Source organism: Streptomyces longisporoflavus (assembly GCF_014649775.1).
Taxonomy (GTDB): Bacteria; Actinomycetota; Actinomycetes; order Streptomycetales; family Streptomycetaceae; genus Streptomyces; species Streptomyces longisporoflavus.
Genome location: NZ_BMTR01000001.1, coordinates 323,008 through 337,062 on the forward strand (window position 1 = coordinate 323,008; position 14,055 = coordinate 337,062).

The following is a 14,055-nucleotide window of genomic DNA, read 5'->3' on the forward strand; positions in this document are numbered from 1 at the left end:
CGACGCTAGAAGCAGGAGCGGCGGCAGAACATCAGGGCACCCGGTCGGCGCATACGGGGGGTAGCCCCCGCCTGCCCCGCCCGCCCTCAGTGGCCGGGCGCGGCCTGCAATGGCGTCCGGAAGGGTGCGCCGCCCGCTCACCCCTACATGCGTGGTCGCCCCACGCGGATCCCGTCGGGGGCGGCCCGTTCCTCGGGCCATCGTGCCCCTGGATATCCGCGCGATCGTCTGCGGCGTAAGTCACCTGTTTGGAATGTGGGCGACGGGGCAGCCGACCGACGCCGGGCGCGGGCCGGGGTCGTGCTCGGTGCGGTGCCATCCTGGTGCCGCCGGGCCTGATCCTCTGGGCGGCCGCGGTCCTCGGAGCGCGACGGCACGGAGTGACGAGCGCCACCTGCAAGGACATGGGCAGGTCATCGCTTTGTATCCTCGGCAGGCAGTGCCGATGCCCCCGGCGCCGGCCGAGGCAGCCCACCGGCCCCGGCAGCGCCGACAACGTAAGGACACACACATCATGACCACCGAGCTGAGCCCCGACTCCCTGACCGGGCTCCTTGAGCGCGCCCGTCAGGACTATCAGGACCTCGCAGGACGCGGGCTCTCGCTCGACCTCACGCGCGGCAAGCCGGCGCCGGAGCAGCTCGACCTCTCCGAGGAGCTCCTGAGCCTGCCGGGCGGGCGGCACACCTCCGCCGACGGCACGGACGTACGCAATTACGGCGGGCTGCAGGGTCTGGTGGAGCTGCGGGAGATCTTCGCGGACGTACTCCAGGTGCCTGCCGAACAGCTCCTCGCGCTCGGCAACTCCAGCCTCGAGCTGATGCACGACTGTCTGGTGCACGCGCTGCTGAGCGTGGTGCCGGGTGCCGAGTCACGCTGGGTGGACCAGGAGCGGATCGCTTTCCTGTGCCCCACCCCGGGTTACGACCGGCATTTCGCGCTCTGCCAGCGGTTCGGGATCGACATGATTCCGGTGCCGATGACGCCGGAGGGCCCGGACATGGACGCCGTGGAGCGGCTCGTGGCCGAGGACCCGGCGGTCAAGGGCATCTGGTGCGTGCCGAAGTACAGCAACCCCGACGGCGTCTCCTACAGCGACGAGACCGTGGCCCGCCTTGCCTCGATGCAGGCCGCCGCGCCGGATTTCCGGATCTTCTGGGACAATGCGTACGCCGCCCACCACCTCACCGACGAGCCCGTCGAGATCGCCGATCTGCTCGCCGCCTGCGCGGAGGCGGGCAACGCGGACCGTGTCTTCGTCTTCGGCTCCACCTCGAAGATCACCGCGGCGGGAGCGGGTGTCGCCTTCTTCGGCTCGTCGCCCGCGAACCTGAAGTGGCTGCTCGCCAACAACGCCAAGCGGTCGATCGGCCCCGACAAGATCAACCAGCTGCGGCACGTGATGTTCCTGCGGGACGCCGACGGCGTACGGGCCCACATGGAGCGCCAGCGCGCGCTGCTCCAGCCGAAGTTCGAGGCAGTGGCCCGGATCCTGGAATCGGAGCTCGGCGGCACCGGCCTCGCCCGGTGGACCGACCCCAAGGGCGGCTACTTCGTCACGCTCGAAGTGCCCGACGGCTGCGCCAAGGAGGTCGTACGCCGTGCCGCCGACGCGGGCATCGTGCTGACCCCGGCCGGCGCGACCCACCCCTACGGCGACGACCCGCGCGACGCCACCATCCGCATCGCGCCCAGCTACCCGAGCCTCGCGGAACTGGAGCAGGCCATGCAGGGGCTCACCGTGTGCGTGCGGCTGGTGGGGTACGAGCAGCGGGCGCGTTAGGTCTGACGTCGCGGGGGGAAGGGCGTCGCCCCTTCCCCCCGCAACCACCTCGGGATCTTCCACGACTCGATGAACGGCGCCCCGGACAACGGACGCAGCGCGTCACCCGGCTTCGGCACGGAGAACGGCGTGCCCTACAGGATGTGCGAGGCGGGGGAGCGGCTTCAGGGCGCCGCCGTCACGAGGTGACCGTCAACGCGGTCAGGGCGCCTCCCGATGCGGCGGTGACGCGGAGCGCCACATAGCGCGCCGAGCGGTCGGTGCGCAGGCTGCCGCGCGCCGAAAGACGGGCCGAGTCCTCGTACGTAAGGCCGTCGAGGCTGAACTCCACGCGCGAGGTCGGCACGTGTCCGCCACGCCAACGGGTGCGGATCTCGCCGATGTGCTGCTCGGTCCCCAGGTCGACGACCATGCGGCCGTCCTGTCCCGCCTGCCACGCGGTCGCCCCGTCGCCGTCCACCGCCGCCCGCGGGTCCGTCATGCCGGGCGGCAGCGGGGCGGTCGGGAAGGTGTCGCGGCCCAGCGCCAGGTCCGCGAGGGGATAGGCCATGGCCCGGGGCACGGTGATGGTGGTCGTACGGCCCGCGCGGACCGTGGCACCGACGCTCCTGCCCTGCGCCGAGACGGTGACGCGGCACGACGGCCCCCTCAGTCGTACGGTGCTGCCGTCGACGACCTCGGCGCGCAGCCCGACAGGCAGCCGGTGCGCGGACAGGGTGATGCGCGGGGGCGCCAACAGGGCCGCTGCGGAAGGCAGTTGCACCCGATACGTCGTCGCGGACTCGGTGAGGGTCTGGACGCCCTCGTAGAGTCGCGCTTCTCCGGCGCGTGAGCGGGGGATCGTCACCGTCGTGGTCACGGGGTCCGGGGAGAGGTTGAAGAGGCTCAGGTAGTCCCCGGTGAGTGCGGCCTTGACCTTCGCGGAGTCCGCGGAAGGCGTCTTGCGGGCAGCCGCGGCGCGCAGCTCCTCCGGAGTCGCACCCGGCAGTCCTTCGATCAGTACGCTCTCGGCCGGACCGTCGGACAGCACGACTGTGTCGCCGTACACCGAGATCGGATGGGCGCCGCCCCGCACGACGAGACCGGCACGGCCGTCGACGTCCAGCCACCCGCCGCGGCTGGTGAGGTCGGGCTGCGGCCAGGCGACAAGATCCGTCCACCGCTCTCCGTCGGCCGACCCCTGGAGCCGGTAGGCGCGGCCCGCGGCGGACTCCCAGCGCAGCGTCACCCGGTCCACGGACCGCGAGGAGCCCAGGTCGACGGCTATCCAGCTGTCCGCCCGCGTACGGTCTGCGCGCGACACCGCCCAGCGGCTGGTGCCCACGCCGTCGATCACGAGCGAGGGCTCCTTGCCCGGGTCGAAGGAGGAGGCCGACGCCTTCGCCCCGCCGGCGCGTGCCAGGTCCTCGCCCGAGGCGCCGTCACGTATCTCGAAGGAGTACAGCGAATAGCCGTACGACGGATCGGGCCGCACGCCCAGCATCCGCAGATGGCGGAACTGCCCGGCCGGAAACGTGAGTTCGTCGGTGCGCGGCCCGGCGGAGGGCCGGCCCCCGGACCCCGCCTCGACGGTGGTGCTCCCTTCGGCGGCCCGATAGGTGCGGCTGCCGTCCAGGCCGGGGATACCGGGTATGGCCAGGTTGCGCACCTCCAGGTGTCCCTCCCCGGCCGCCGTGCCGGACGTCGCGTAGACCACGGCGCCCGAGGGCAGGGTGGTGAACCCCGCAAGCCCCTGCTCTAGCGTCAGCACGCTCGCGCTCCCGTCGAAGCCGTCGCGAAGCCGCGTGTACGTGGCCACGTTCCGCCCGGTGGCCTTGGCCCGGGTGCTCGGCAGGAACACGGGAGTGGTGCCGCTGATCGCGAACAGCCAGTCGTCGTGCGCCGGTTGCCAGGCGAACTTCACGAAGCCCGGCTTGCTGACGGTGCCCGCCCAGGCGCCGGGGGACTGGTGGGACACCAGGCCGGGCCCGGTGCCGTGGTCCCTGACGCCGTTCGCCTGCTCGAAGAGTTCCTCCGCGGAGAGAGGGCGCACCGGCGGTTCGCCGGAGCGGGCCCGCCACTCGTGCAGGAGGTAGCTGATGGCCACCTCGGCGCGCGCCTCCGGCTCGTACTTGGGTTCACCCGAGAACTTCGCGATGCGGTACTCCGGCGGGTACTTCTGATATCCCTCCAGGCGTTCGGCGAGGGCGCGCTCGCAGGCCGCCGCGGCACGGTCGCCCGTGACCTGCGCCAGGAAGGCGAGGGGGATGACATCGCGGCCGTAGAGGTGCTCACGGTCGGCGACCATCGGCATCAGGGGCTCGCCCGCATCGCTCATCACACCGAGCAGCGTGCGCCACAGCGGAAGGGCGTTGGGCTGGGCGGTGAGCACCTCCGGCAGGGCCTTGCCCGCCGCGAGGAAGTGGGCGGCGTTGCGGCCCGAGGTGCGCCAGAGCTCCTCCTGGTAGTGCGGGCCGAACGATCCGTGGTTCTCGACGATGAAGGTGTCGTACAGGTTCTGCGCGGTGTTGGCACTGACGGGGACGCCGTCGACCCGGGCCGGGTTGGCGAGGTCGGCGGGCGGCAGCCCCGCCTCGTTGCGGCTCCAGCGTCCGAAAGCCGCCCGCCACGTGTCATGGTGCTGGTCGTCGCTGGCCCAGGCCAGGGCGGGGGCGAGCGACTGGGCGTAGATGCCCATCTCCTCCAGCTTGGTGTCGCCCTCGAAGCCACCGGTGAGCCCATGAGGGGTCCACTCGCCGGAGTCGGGATCATCGTCCGTCCCCAACTCCGCGGTGTACCGCGCCTGCCCGCGGACGATGGTGTCCACGTCGCGCCGCGTCGCCTCGTCGAGATCGTCCCAGAGCAGGCGTGCCGCCAGGATGAAGTAGGACTGGAAGGTGGTGTCGAAGAACAGCTTCCTGCCCCACTGGGTGCCGCCGGTCAGGCGGTTGGAGGCGGCGAAGTGTTTCAGCGTGGCGAGCGTGCGGGTGCGCAGCGTGTCCCTGTCGACTCCGGCGAGCTCGGCGTCGTAGGGACCGCGGGTCAGCAGGACGGCGTTGCCGAGCACGACGGCGAAGCCGAAGTCCTTGGCCGTGTAGTGGCCTTTGGCCGCATCCCACTGGGTCTCGGCCCAGCGGGTGTGGGCCAGCAGGACACGGTAGTAGGTGCTCGCGATCGCGTCCGGTTCCGCGGCGGCGGCCGAGGCCTGCCCCGAGCCGAGGGAGAGCGGAAAGGCCGCCACGGCACCGGTGCCCCCGAGGATCTTGAGGGCTTGGCGGCGTGAGAGTCCCCGGACTTGCTGCGGCATCGTGGCGCGACCTTCCTTGGACAACGTTGTCAGAGTGCGGTCATTCTTCGGGCGTCCCCGCGCGTACGTCAAGGGTCCTGCCGTATCACGCGTCACTCCGAGAAACCGGGAAGCCGGGCTCCGCCGGGTCCAGGGCCGGTCGGCGGGTCAGGGGCCGGATGCCGGGTCAAGATCCGGTCGGCGGGGCTTCGCTCGGAGCCTCGTCCGGGTGAGCGGAGGACGAGGGCGGCCACGCGGGGCGGTGCGACGGCGGCAGCGAATGCAGGGCCTGGCCCACGGTGAGGTAGCGGGGGAACATGTCCGCGCTGCCCGTCAGTGTCAGGAGCGACACGAGATGGCGTCCGGCCCCGGCAAGGAGCAACTGGCCCTCACGACGCCGCAGTAACCACCGCACCCCGAGCAGGCAGTTGAGCCCACGCGAATCGCAGAACACAAGCGCCGTCACATCGAGAACGAGATGTCGGTGCCCTGCCATGACGGAGTCTCCGAGGGTACGAAGGAAGTACTTCTCGGCGGTCCGGTCGAGTTCACCGCTCACACGCAGTACGGCGCATTCGTCGCACCGCGCGAGCTCGTGGATGATGAGGCGATGGGTCTGCGTCGACATCGCGCCTCCTTGTGGTCGTCGAACGGAAGCCCGTGCGGATGTCGAGACACGAAGTGCCTGGCTGCCGAGTATCCCGTCCGTCCCTCCCTACGCCTCTCCGCGGCCGGCGGTGCGGTGGAGGCCGCTCCGGGGTGTGACCCTTGTGCGGAGCGATGCCGTTGTGTCAGCCGAGAGGGCTGGAGCCACGAAAAGGATGACCGTCATGACCAACACCTGGATCACACGCGCCGAGACCGGCGCCGACAGCCCCGCCGTCCGCGCCATCGTCGTCGCCGCGTTCGACACACCGTCCGAGGCCGACCTCGTCGACGCGCTGCGTGCCGATCCCGCGTGGATCGACGGCCTTTCGATCGTCGCCACCGACCAGGACGGCAAGCTCGTCGGGCACGCACTGCTGACCCGGTGCCACATCGGCGACACCCCGGCCCTGTGCCTGGCGCCCGTGGCCGTACTGCCCGAGTACCAGAAGACCGGCGCCGGCTCCGCGGCCATCCGCGCCGCACTCGACGCGGCCAGGGACAAGGGCGAGCACTACGTCACCGTCCTCGGGCATCCCGCGTACTACCCGCGCTTCGGCTTCTCCCGTGCCTCGGCGTACGGCATCGGCATCAGCATCGACGTACCGGACGAGGCCATGATGGCCCTCGCTTTCGACAGCGGTCACCCGTTGCCCGGCGGCGTGGTGCGTTACGCGGCACCGTTCGGTATCTAGCGCCGCATCATGTGTCGCGCGTCCCGTACGGAGCCGCGGCGAAAGTCTGATGCGAGGGTGGCTGCCGATGGACATGATGTGCGTCATGACTGTGTACGCCGACCCTCCCGCCCGACTGGGTGAGAGCCGGCTCTCCGATGGACGGTTGCTCGGCTGGGCCGAGTGGGGGCCGTCGGACGGGGTGCCTGTTCTGTTGTGTCCGGGTGCCGCGACGAGCCGGTGGCTCGGCTTCGGCGCAGGTGTCGTCGAGGCGCTCGGCGTGCGTCTTGTCTCCGTGGACCGGCCGGGGCTCGGTGTCTCGACACCTGCGCCCGGCCGTACTTTCGCGGCCGTGGCCGACGATATGCGGCAACTCTGCGCCCTGCGGAGGCTGGGGCGCCCGGCCATGGTGGGGAACTCACAGGGCGCGCCGTTCGCGCTGGCCTGCGCCGAGGCGGGCGTGGCCTCGGCACTGGCTGTGGTCTCCGGTGCGGATGAGGTCGCCGCGCCGGAGTTCGCCTCAGTCCTGGCGGAAGATCTGCGCGGCCTGGTCGAGCGGACCGCGCGCGACCCGGCAGGCGCCGAGGAGTTGTTCGCCGGCTTCACCGCGGACGCGATGTGGGACATGGTCATGTCCGGGAGCCCGGAGTGCGATCTCGCGGTCTATGAGGATCCCGGTTTTGCGGCTGCCTATCTGAGGGCCTTGAGCGAGGGCTTTGGCCAAGGTGGCGCCGGGTACGCGCGCGACACCGTACTGGCCATGGGGCGTTGGCCCTTCGACCTCGACGCGATCACCGTCCCGGTCGACATCTGGTACGGCGAACGCGACACCGGCCACTCGCCCGACAACGGAGCGCTGCTCGCGGCCCGTATGCCGGGAGCGCGACGTCGTGTCGTACCGGAGATCGGCGGCGCGTTGCTGTGGACACATGCCGAGCCGGTCCTCGCGTCGCTGCTCGCGCAGGCCACGACCAGCGGGTAGCCGACGGGGAGGTGGTGGTGTCCGGGAAAAGTCCGTTGCGGACGCGACTCCCGGCACCGGAGAGTGAGGCCATGACCTCGCCCACGGCCCTTCCCCCCGGCCTGACCCTGCGGCCCGCGACGGTCGACGACGCGGCGGCGGTGTGCGCGCTGCTCAACGAGATCGACGCCTTGGAGATCGGCCGTGCCGACACCGATCTCTGCGATGTCCAGGCCGACTTGAAGCACCCCGAAGCGGACCTGGAGCACGACTCCTGGCTGCTGTCCGACGACGGGCGGCTGATGGCGTACGGCCTGCTGTGGGACGAGTCCGGCGGCGAGCGGATCGACGCGGAGTACTACACGCTGCCCGGTCGGCCCCTGGCCTCCGGGCACCTCCTCGACGTCATGGAGGCGCGCGCCGCCGAGCGGGCCGCCGCCAACGGAGCCGGCCGGGCGGTGGTGCACCTGGAGCTCAACATCGCTTCGACCCTGGACCCGGGCGTGATGCGCGGACGGGGCTGGACCCCGGTCCGGCGCTACCACGCGATGGTCCGCACCCTGTCCACGACCACGGACCGGTTGCCGGCACCGCCGCCCGGCGTGACGCTGCGCCCGTGCCTGGAGGAGCCGGACCGCCGGCGCGCCCACGCACTCCTCCAGGACACCTTCGCCGATCACTTCGACTTCCACCCGCGTACCTACGAGCAGTGGCTGGACGACATCGACGCGGAGCATGCCGACTGGTCCCTGACGTGGATCGCGCATGTCGACGGGGTCGGCGACGCCGCGGTGCTCGGCACCCGCAACAACCGCACGTCGATGGCCTGGATCGGCTGCATCGGCGTGCTGCGCGAGGCCCGCGGCCGGGGCCTGGGCAGCTATCTCCTGCGTCATGCCTTCGGCCACTACGCGGCTCTCGGCCGTGACCGGATCGGCCTCGGTGTGGACACCGACAACAGCACCGGCGCACTCGCCCTGTACGAACGCCATGGCATGAGCCGCGACTTCGCCGTCCAGACCTGGGAGCTGATCCGCCCCGTCGCGCGGTGACCCCGGCGGCGCGCGCCGCCGTCAGACGGTCGCCGGGAACGCGAACCGTACGTCCGTCAGCTGCTCCGACAGCTCCCACAGGCGGCGGCCCGTGTCGGGGTCAGCCGCGACGGGCGCGAGCTGTACGCGCGCGGGTGCGCCGCGCAGTTCGGCCATGCCGCCCGGGCCGATGAACTGTCCGCCCTCGACCGTCGGATCGGTTGCCGCGTAGAGCTGGGGCAGTGCGCCGTCGGCCGGGCGCTGGGCGAGCAGCGGATTGCCGATGCGGCCGAGCACCAGCCGCCACAGGCCGATCGGCGTGCCGTACTGGAGGTTGGTGGCGGTGTAGCCGGGGTGGGCGAGCACGCTGCGCACCGGGCTGCCGGATCGGGAGAGCCGGCGGTGGAGTTCACGGCCGAAGACGGCGTTGGCGAGCTTCGACTGGTTGTAGAAGCCCATGGGCTTGTAGCGGCGCTCGCCGGAGAGGTCGTCGAAGCGGATGTGCGCCTGCCGGTGGTTGACCGAACTGACCGTCACCACGCGCGGCTTGTCCCCCGCGGCCAACAGGTCGAGCAGCAGTCCGGTGAGCGCGAAGTGACCGAGGTGATTGCAGGCGAACTGCAACTCGTGGCCCTGCGCGCTGAGGGTGCGGGGCGGCGCCATCACGCCCGCGTTGTTGATGAGCACGTCGAGGCGCGGGTGGTCGGCGTGCAGCTGACCGGCGAAGGCACGGACGGAGTCGAGGTCGGCCAGGTCGAGGCGGCGCACCTCCAGGCTCGCCTCCGGTTGTCCGGCGGCGATCTCGGTGACCGCTCGGCGGCCCTTCGCCTCGTCCCGTACCGCCAGGATCACGTGCCCGCCCCGGCGGGCGAGCGCTCGTGTGGTCGCCAGGCCGAGCCCGCTGTTGGCTCCGGTGACCACGAAGACCCGCCCGCTCTGGTCCGGTATGTGCTCGGCTGTCCAGCTCTGCTGCTGCGTCATGCGGCACATGTTGTCGCTCGTGGCACTCAGTGTCAAGGGGTGCCCGGAGTGCCATACAAGGCATGGCGTGTACTTCAGCGTGTACGATGGCGCGGTGAGTTCCCGCCCCGAAGTGACCATGGCCGAGCGCAAACGGCAGCTCGTCTCGAGCGAGTTGACCGAGGCGGCGCTGCAACTTCTTGCCCGTAAGGGCTTTGACGCGGTCACCATCGACGAGATCGTGGCCACCGCCGGGGTCTCCCGGCGGACGTTCTTCCGATACTTCGCGTCCAAGGAAGACGTGGTCGTCCAGTTCCTGGCCGACATGGGCGACGGCATCCGCGCGGAGCTGGCCGCTCGTCCAGACGACGAACGGCCCTCGGTGGCGTTGCGGCACGCCGTCTGGGTCCCCGTCGCCGCCTGCGGTGACCACCGCGAGCGGGTGCTGCCCGTGGTCCGGCTGATCCTGCGTACGCCCGCCCTGCGCGCACGCTTCCTGGAGCGCCAGGCGCAGTGGAGCGACGATCTGACCGGAGAGGTGGCGCGGCGCCTAGGCCGCGACGCGGGCGACGACATGTATCCGCGGCTCGCTGCCGGGATGGCCCTGTCCGCCTTCGACGCCGTGCTGCGGCGGTGGAGCGAGAGCGACGGCGCCGAGGATCCCGCGCAGCTGACCGACCGGGCCTTCGCCGTCATCGCCCCGGCGCTTGACGGCGACGGAGCGTAGGACTGGGACGGAGCGAAGGACTGGGACGGAGCGAAGGGCGGCGATGGATCGCAGGGCCGGGTGCGCCGGTGCCGCAGGGCTCCGGTCCCCGGGCGGCGGAGGGGCGGTGGCCCGCGAGCCTCTCCCGGGCTGGCATCATCGAGGGATGTCTGACTTGATCATCGCCGCCTGTGACGGAGCCGCGAAGAAGAACCCCGGCCCGGCGGCCTGGGCCTGGGTGGTCGCCGATTCCGACGAGCGCCCGCAGCGCTGGGAGGCCGGTCCGCTCGGCAACACGACCAACAACGTGGCCGAACTGACCGCGCTGGCCGAGCTGTTGGAGTCCACCGACCCGGCCCTGCCGCTCGAGGTCCGCATGGACAGCCAGTACGCGATGAACGCGGTCACCAAGTGGATCGCGTCCTGGAAGCGCAACGGCTGGCAGACCGCGGCGAAGAAGCCGGTGGCAAACAAGGACCTCGTGGTCCGTATCGACGCACTCCTGCAGGGCCGCGCGGTGACCTTCCGGCATGTCGCGGCGCACCAGGTGGACGGTGACCACCTCAACGCGATCGCCGACGTCGCCGCCAGCGACGCCGCCACGACACAGCAGCCCGCCGGGACCGCCCACGGAACGCTCGCGATCCCGGAACCGCGGCCCGAGCGCATGACGGCCGCTCCCGCCGCCCGGTCGCGCAAGAGCTCCGCATCGGGGGCGGGCAAGAGCTCCGGCGCCCGGTCGGGCAAGGGGGGCTCGGGCGGGGTGATCAAGGCAAAGTTCCCCGGCCGCTGCCACTGCCAGAAGCCCTACGCGGCCGGAGAGAAGATCGCGAAGAACCCGCACGGCTGGGGACACGTGGAGTGCCGGGACTCCTGAGGCATGTGCGGGCTGGGGGCGCTGCGTGAAGCGGGGGCGCTGGGTGCAGCCCCGGCAGCACGCTCAGGCGCCGCGCGCGCGGACCGCCAGCAGGGCGGCCAGCCCGCTGCTACGAGGGGGTGATGACGAAACGCCACTGAACTTGGAATCAGCAGGGCACGTCAGCAGGGCACGTCAGCAGGGCATATCAGCAGGGCGTGTCAGCAGGGCATGTCAGCAGGGCATGTCAGGAGGGGTCGTCCGGCACCGCGCCCAGGAGGCTGCGGACGACGGGGCCGGCGGAGGCGCCGCCGGTGACGCCCTTCTCGACGACGCAGGCCACGGCGACGTTGCCGCGGTGCGCGACGAACCAGCCGTTGTTGGGGGCGTCCTCGGAGACCTCGGCGGTACCGGTCTTCGCCCCTACGCTGCCGGGCAGGTCGGCCAGGACGCTCGCCGTACCTTCGGTGACCGTGGCGCGCATCAACTCACGGAGCTGCGCCACGACTTCACGCGGCAGTGGGGTGGTCGTGGTCGTGTCTTCGGCCGCGCCGGTGAGGGTGGGCTGGTGGAAGGTGCCGGACACCGCCGTCGCGGTGACGGACGCCATGATCAGCGGGTTGGCCTGCACTCTGCCCTGCCCGATCATCGACGCGGCCTTCTCGGTCTGGTCGCGGGGGACCGGGACCGACCCGTCGTACGAGGGAATGCCGACGTTCCACTCCTGGCCGACCCCGAAATACTTGCCCGGGACATCACCCAGCTCCCGATCACTCACCTTGTCGCGCAGGCCGATGAACGCGGTATTGCACGAGGCGCTGAAGTCCTTGCGGAAGGTGGCGTCGCGGTGCTCGGACGCCTCGACGTTCTGGAACCGTTTGCCGACGGTGAGGTACTTGGGGCAGTCCACGACATCGCCGGGCGCGACCGCGTCCTTGAGCAGCAGCGCACTGGTGGTGACGATCTTCCAGGTGGAGCCGGGCGCGTAGGTGCCCGAGACGGCGCGGTTGAAGCCGGCGGAGGGGGAGTTGGCGACGGCCAGGATCTCTCCGTCGTCGACACGCAGGGCGACGAGCGCGGCGTCCTTGCCCTCGGCCTCGGCGGCGAGGGCCTTCTCCGCGGCGGATTGCCAGGTGGCGTCGAGGGTGGTCGCCACCGGCTTGTCGGCGGGGCGCTCGGACTTCTTGCCGAACGAGACTTCCGTGCCCGTCACCTCACCGGTGGCCCGTTCGACGAGCCGGACGGCGCCGCGCGGTCCGGCACCGCTGCCCCCGGCGATCCGGGGGATGAGAGGGCCGAGGGAGGGGTGTGTCGTGCCCGACAGCGCGTTCCCGTCACGGTCGTTGATTTGGGGCAGGGCGGAGTCCTCCCGCTCCAGGCGGAACTTGTGCGTACCGCTCAGCTTCGGGTGTACGAGTGACAGCGCCCAGTCCACCTTCCATGTGCCGTCGTCCTGCTTGCGCAGCGGCAGGGACGAGGCGTAGGTCCAGGTGCCGAGGTCGGTGACGGGCATCCTGGCGGAGAAGGCCATCGTCACGGTGCCGTCCTCACCGGCCGTGGCCGCCCCCGGGGTCAGGGTCGGTTCGCTGATGTCGAGACCCGCGGTGAAACTCTTCAGGACACGCTCCGCCTCCTCGGGACGCGAGGTCAGCGCCGCCGCCCGCGCAATGCGGCCCGCCTCCCAGTCGGCCAGGAACGCGCGCGCCTGCTTCGTCGCCTCCGGGGCGGGTATCGGCGGCCCGGGGTCGAAGGGGCCGAGCTCCGCGGCGTACCCGACGCCTGCGGCGATCGCGAGCGCCGAACCCGCCGCGATCACCACGCGGGTGGCCGTACGGGCGGGTCTGCGGCCACGGCCGAGGCCGCCGGGTTCGGTCAGCGGTGCGGCATCCGTCATGGAGGGCTCCTTGTACGGGGTGTAGGTGCTTGGAGGGCGCGCCTGGCCGCCGGGGGCCCGGTCGCTGGGGCGCGCGTTGGGGGCGTGACTGCCGTGGGTGCTTGGCCCGGTGGTTGGGCGGCTGGCGGCGTGCCCGCTGGGGTCCTTGTGGGTGCCTGGCCCGGCGGCAGGCGGCGTATGCGCTGGGGCGTCTGCGGGTGCTTGGCTCGGCGGCGGGCGGCCACCCGCCGCCGAGCCGCTTGTGGGCGCTCGCCCGGTGGCGTACCTTCCGCTACGACAGCGAGTCGACAGCCACGGAGGCCGCGTCGGCGATCAGCTTGTCGTCGGGCTCGGCGTCCTTTTTCGTACGGTTGGACAAGATCGCCATGACGATGGGGGCGCCGTCGGAGGGCCACGCCACGGCGATGTCGTTGCGGGCGCCGTAGTAGGTGCCGGTCCCGGTCTTGTCGCCGACCACCCAACTCTTGGGCACACCCGCCCTGATGGTGTGATCCCCGGTGGTGTTGGTCCGCAGCCACTTGGTCAGCTGCGCGCGCTCGCCCTTGCCCAGAACGTCCCCGAGTACGAACGCACGCAGATCCTTGGCCAGCGCCCGCGGCGTACTGGTGTCCCGGGTCTCGCCCGGCACCCAACTGCTCAGGTCGGGCTCGCGGCGGTCCATCCGCGTGACGTCGTCGCCCAGGCCCTCGAGGACGGCGTCCAGGCCCTTGGGGCCGCCGAGCTTGTCGAAGAGCAGGTTGGCCGCGGTGTTGTCGCTGTAGCGGACTGCGGCGTCACACAGTTCGCCCAGGGTCATACCGGTCTTGACGTGCTTCTCGGTCACGGGGGAGTTGGGGACCAGATCGTCCTTGGAGTACGTGACCTTGCGACCGAGGCCGTCGAGGGAGTACTTGTCCAGCACGGCTCCGGCGGCCAGGGCCTTGAAGGTGGAGTTGTAGGCGAAGCGCTCACCGGCGTTGTAGGCCACTTCGCGGCCGGTCCCGGTGTCGATGGCGTAGACGCCGAGGCGCGCGTCGAACTTGCGCTCCAGTTTCTTGAAGCCACGGGCGTACGACTTCGCCGCATCCGCGGACTTGGCCGTCCCTGCGGGCTTCCCTGTCCCTGCGGGCTTCGTGGTCGCCGTGGACGGGGACGACGAGTCCGAGGCGTCGCCCTCCGCGCAGGCCATGAGCGGGGCGAGGCAGAACGTGGCGAGCGCACCGACAGCAGTACGGCGGGCACGGGTGTACTTCATGGGCCAGACCTCCAGGGCGCCCCGGCGGCAGGGCGCATGGGGGACG

11 protein-coding genes are annotated in these 14,055 nt (G+C 71.4%); 6 read left to right on the forward strand and 5 right to left on the reverse strand.

Annotation, left to right across the window (positions count from 1 at the left end; all coding sequences use genetic code 11):
* Positions 1-514: 514 nt before the first annotated feature.
* The gene (locus tag IE226_RS01520; protein WP_190079076.1) at positions 515-1,783 is read left to right on the forward strand and encodes an aspartate aminotransferase type Ic; all 1,269 of its coding nucleotides are present in this window, start codon (positions 515-517) and stop codon (positions 1,781-1,783) included.
* A gap of 178 nt (positions 1,784-1,961) precedes the next feature.
* Here IE226_RS01520 and IE226_RS01525 read toward each other — a convergent pair whose 3' ends face one another.
* Together IE226_RS01525 and IE226_RS01530 are read right to left on the reverse strand one after the other, a co-directional pair.
* Positions 1,962-5,069: a discoidin domain-containing protein gene (locus tag IE226_RS01525; protein ID WP_190079077.1), complete on the reverse strand. Its 3,108-nt coding sequence runs from the start codon at positions 5,067-5,069 to the stop codon at positions 1,962-1,964.
* Between the two features lie 166 nt (positions 5,070-5,235).
* Positions 5,236-5,676: an STAS domain-containing protein gene (locus IE226_RS01530; RefSeq protein WP_190079078.1), complete on the reverse strand. Its 441-nt coding sequence runs from the start codon at positions 5,674-5,676 to the stop codon at positions 5,236-5,238.
* 202 nt (positions 5,677-5,878) lie between these two features.
* On the opposite strand from IE226_RS01530, the gene IE226_RS01535 reads away from it, so the two are divergent.
* The 3 genes from IE226_RS01535 (at position 5,879) to IE226_RS01545 (ending at position 8,380) form a co-directional block, all read left to right on the forward strand.
* Entirely contained in the window at positions 5,879-6,388 is a 510-nt protein-coding gene (locus tag IE226_RS01535) for a GNAT family N-acetyltransferase (protein WP_190079079.1), read from the forward strand.
* An 85-nt stretch (positions 6,389-6,473) separates the two neighbouring features.
* A complete protein-coding gene (locus IE226_RS01540; RefSeq protein WP_229870303.1) occupies positions 6,474-7,349 on the forward strand; it encodes an alpha/beta fold hydrolase in 876 nt (291 codons plus the stop codon).
* 71 nt (positions 7,350-7,420) lie between these two features.
* Positions 7,421-8,380, forward strand: coding sequence for a GNAT family N-acetyltransferase (locus IE226_RS01545; protein WP_190079080.1), 960 nt, complete (start codon positions 7,421-7,423; stop codon positions 8,378-8,380).
* A gap of 21 nt (positions 8,381-8,401) precedes the next feature.
* Here the strand turns inward: IE226_RS01545 and IE226_RS01550 are convergent, their stop codons facing one another.
* Complete coding sequence (locus IE226_RS01550) at positions 8,402-9,340, reverse strand: oxidoreductase (RefSeq protein WP_190079081.1); 939 nt, start codon at positions 9,338-9,340, stop codon at positions 8,402-8,404.
* Between the two features lie 118 nt (positions 9,341-9,458).
* Between IE226_RS01550 and IE226_RS01555 the strand changes: the two genes are divergently transcribed.
* Both IE226_RS01555 and IE226_RS01560 read left to right on the forward strand, forming a co-directional pair.
* Positions 9,459-10,046: an acyl-CoA-like ligand-binding transcription factor gene (locus IE226_RS01555; protein WP_229870426.1), complete on the forward strand. Its 588-nt coding sequence runs from the start codon at positions 9,459-9,461 to the stop codon at positions 10,044-10,046.
* A gap of 145 nt (positions 10,047-10,191) precedes the next feature.
* A complete protein-coding gene (locus IE226_RS01560) occupies positions 10,192-10,902 on the forward strand; it encodes a ribonuclease H family protein (protein ID WP_190079083.1) in 711 nt (236 codons plus the stop codon).
* 226 nt (positions 10,903-11,128) lie between these two features.
* Here the strand turns inward: IE226_RS01560 and IE226_RS01565 are convergent, their stop codons facing one another.
* Positions 11,129-12,775 carry a penicillin-binding transpeptidase domain-containing protein gene (locus IE226_RS01565; protein WP_190079084.1) on the reverse strand — a complete coding sequence of 549 codons (1,647 nt, stop codon included), beginning with the start codon at positions 12,773-12,775 and terminating at the stop codon, positions 11,129-11,131.
* 271 nt (positions 12,776-13,046) lie between these two features.
* Entirely contained in the window at positions 13,047-14,009 is a 963-nt protein-coding gene (gene bla, locus IE226_RS01570) for a class A beta-lactamase (protein WP_190079085.1), read from the reverse strand.
* Positions 14,010-14,055: the final 46 nt, after the last annotated feature.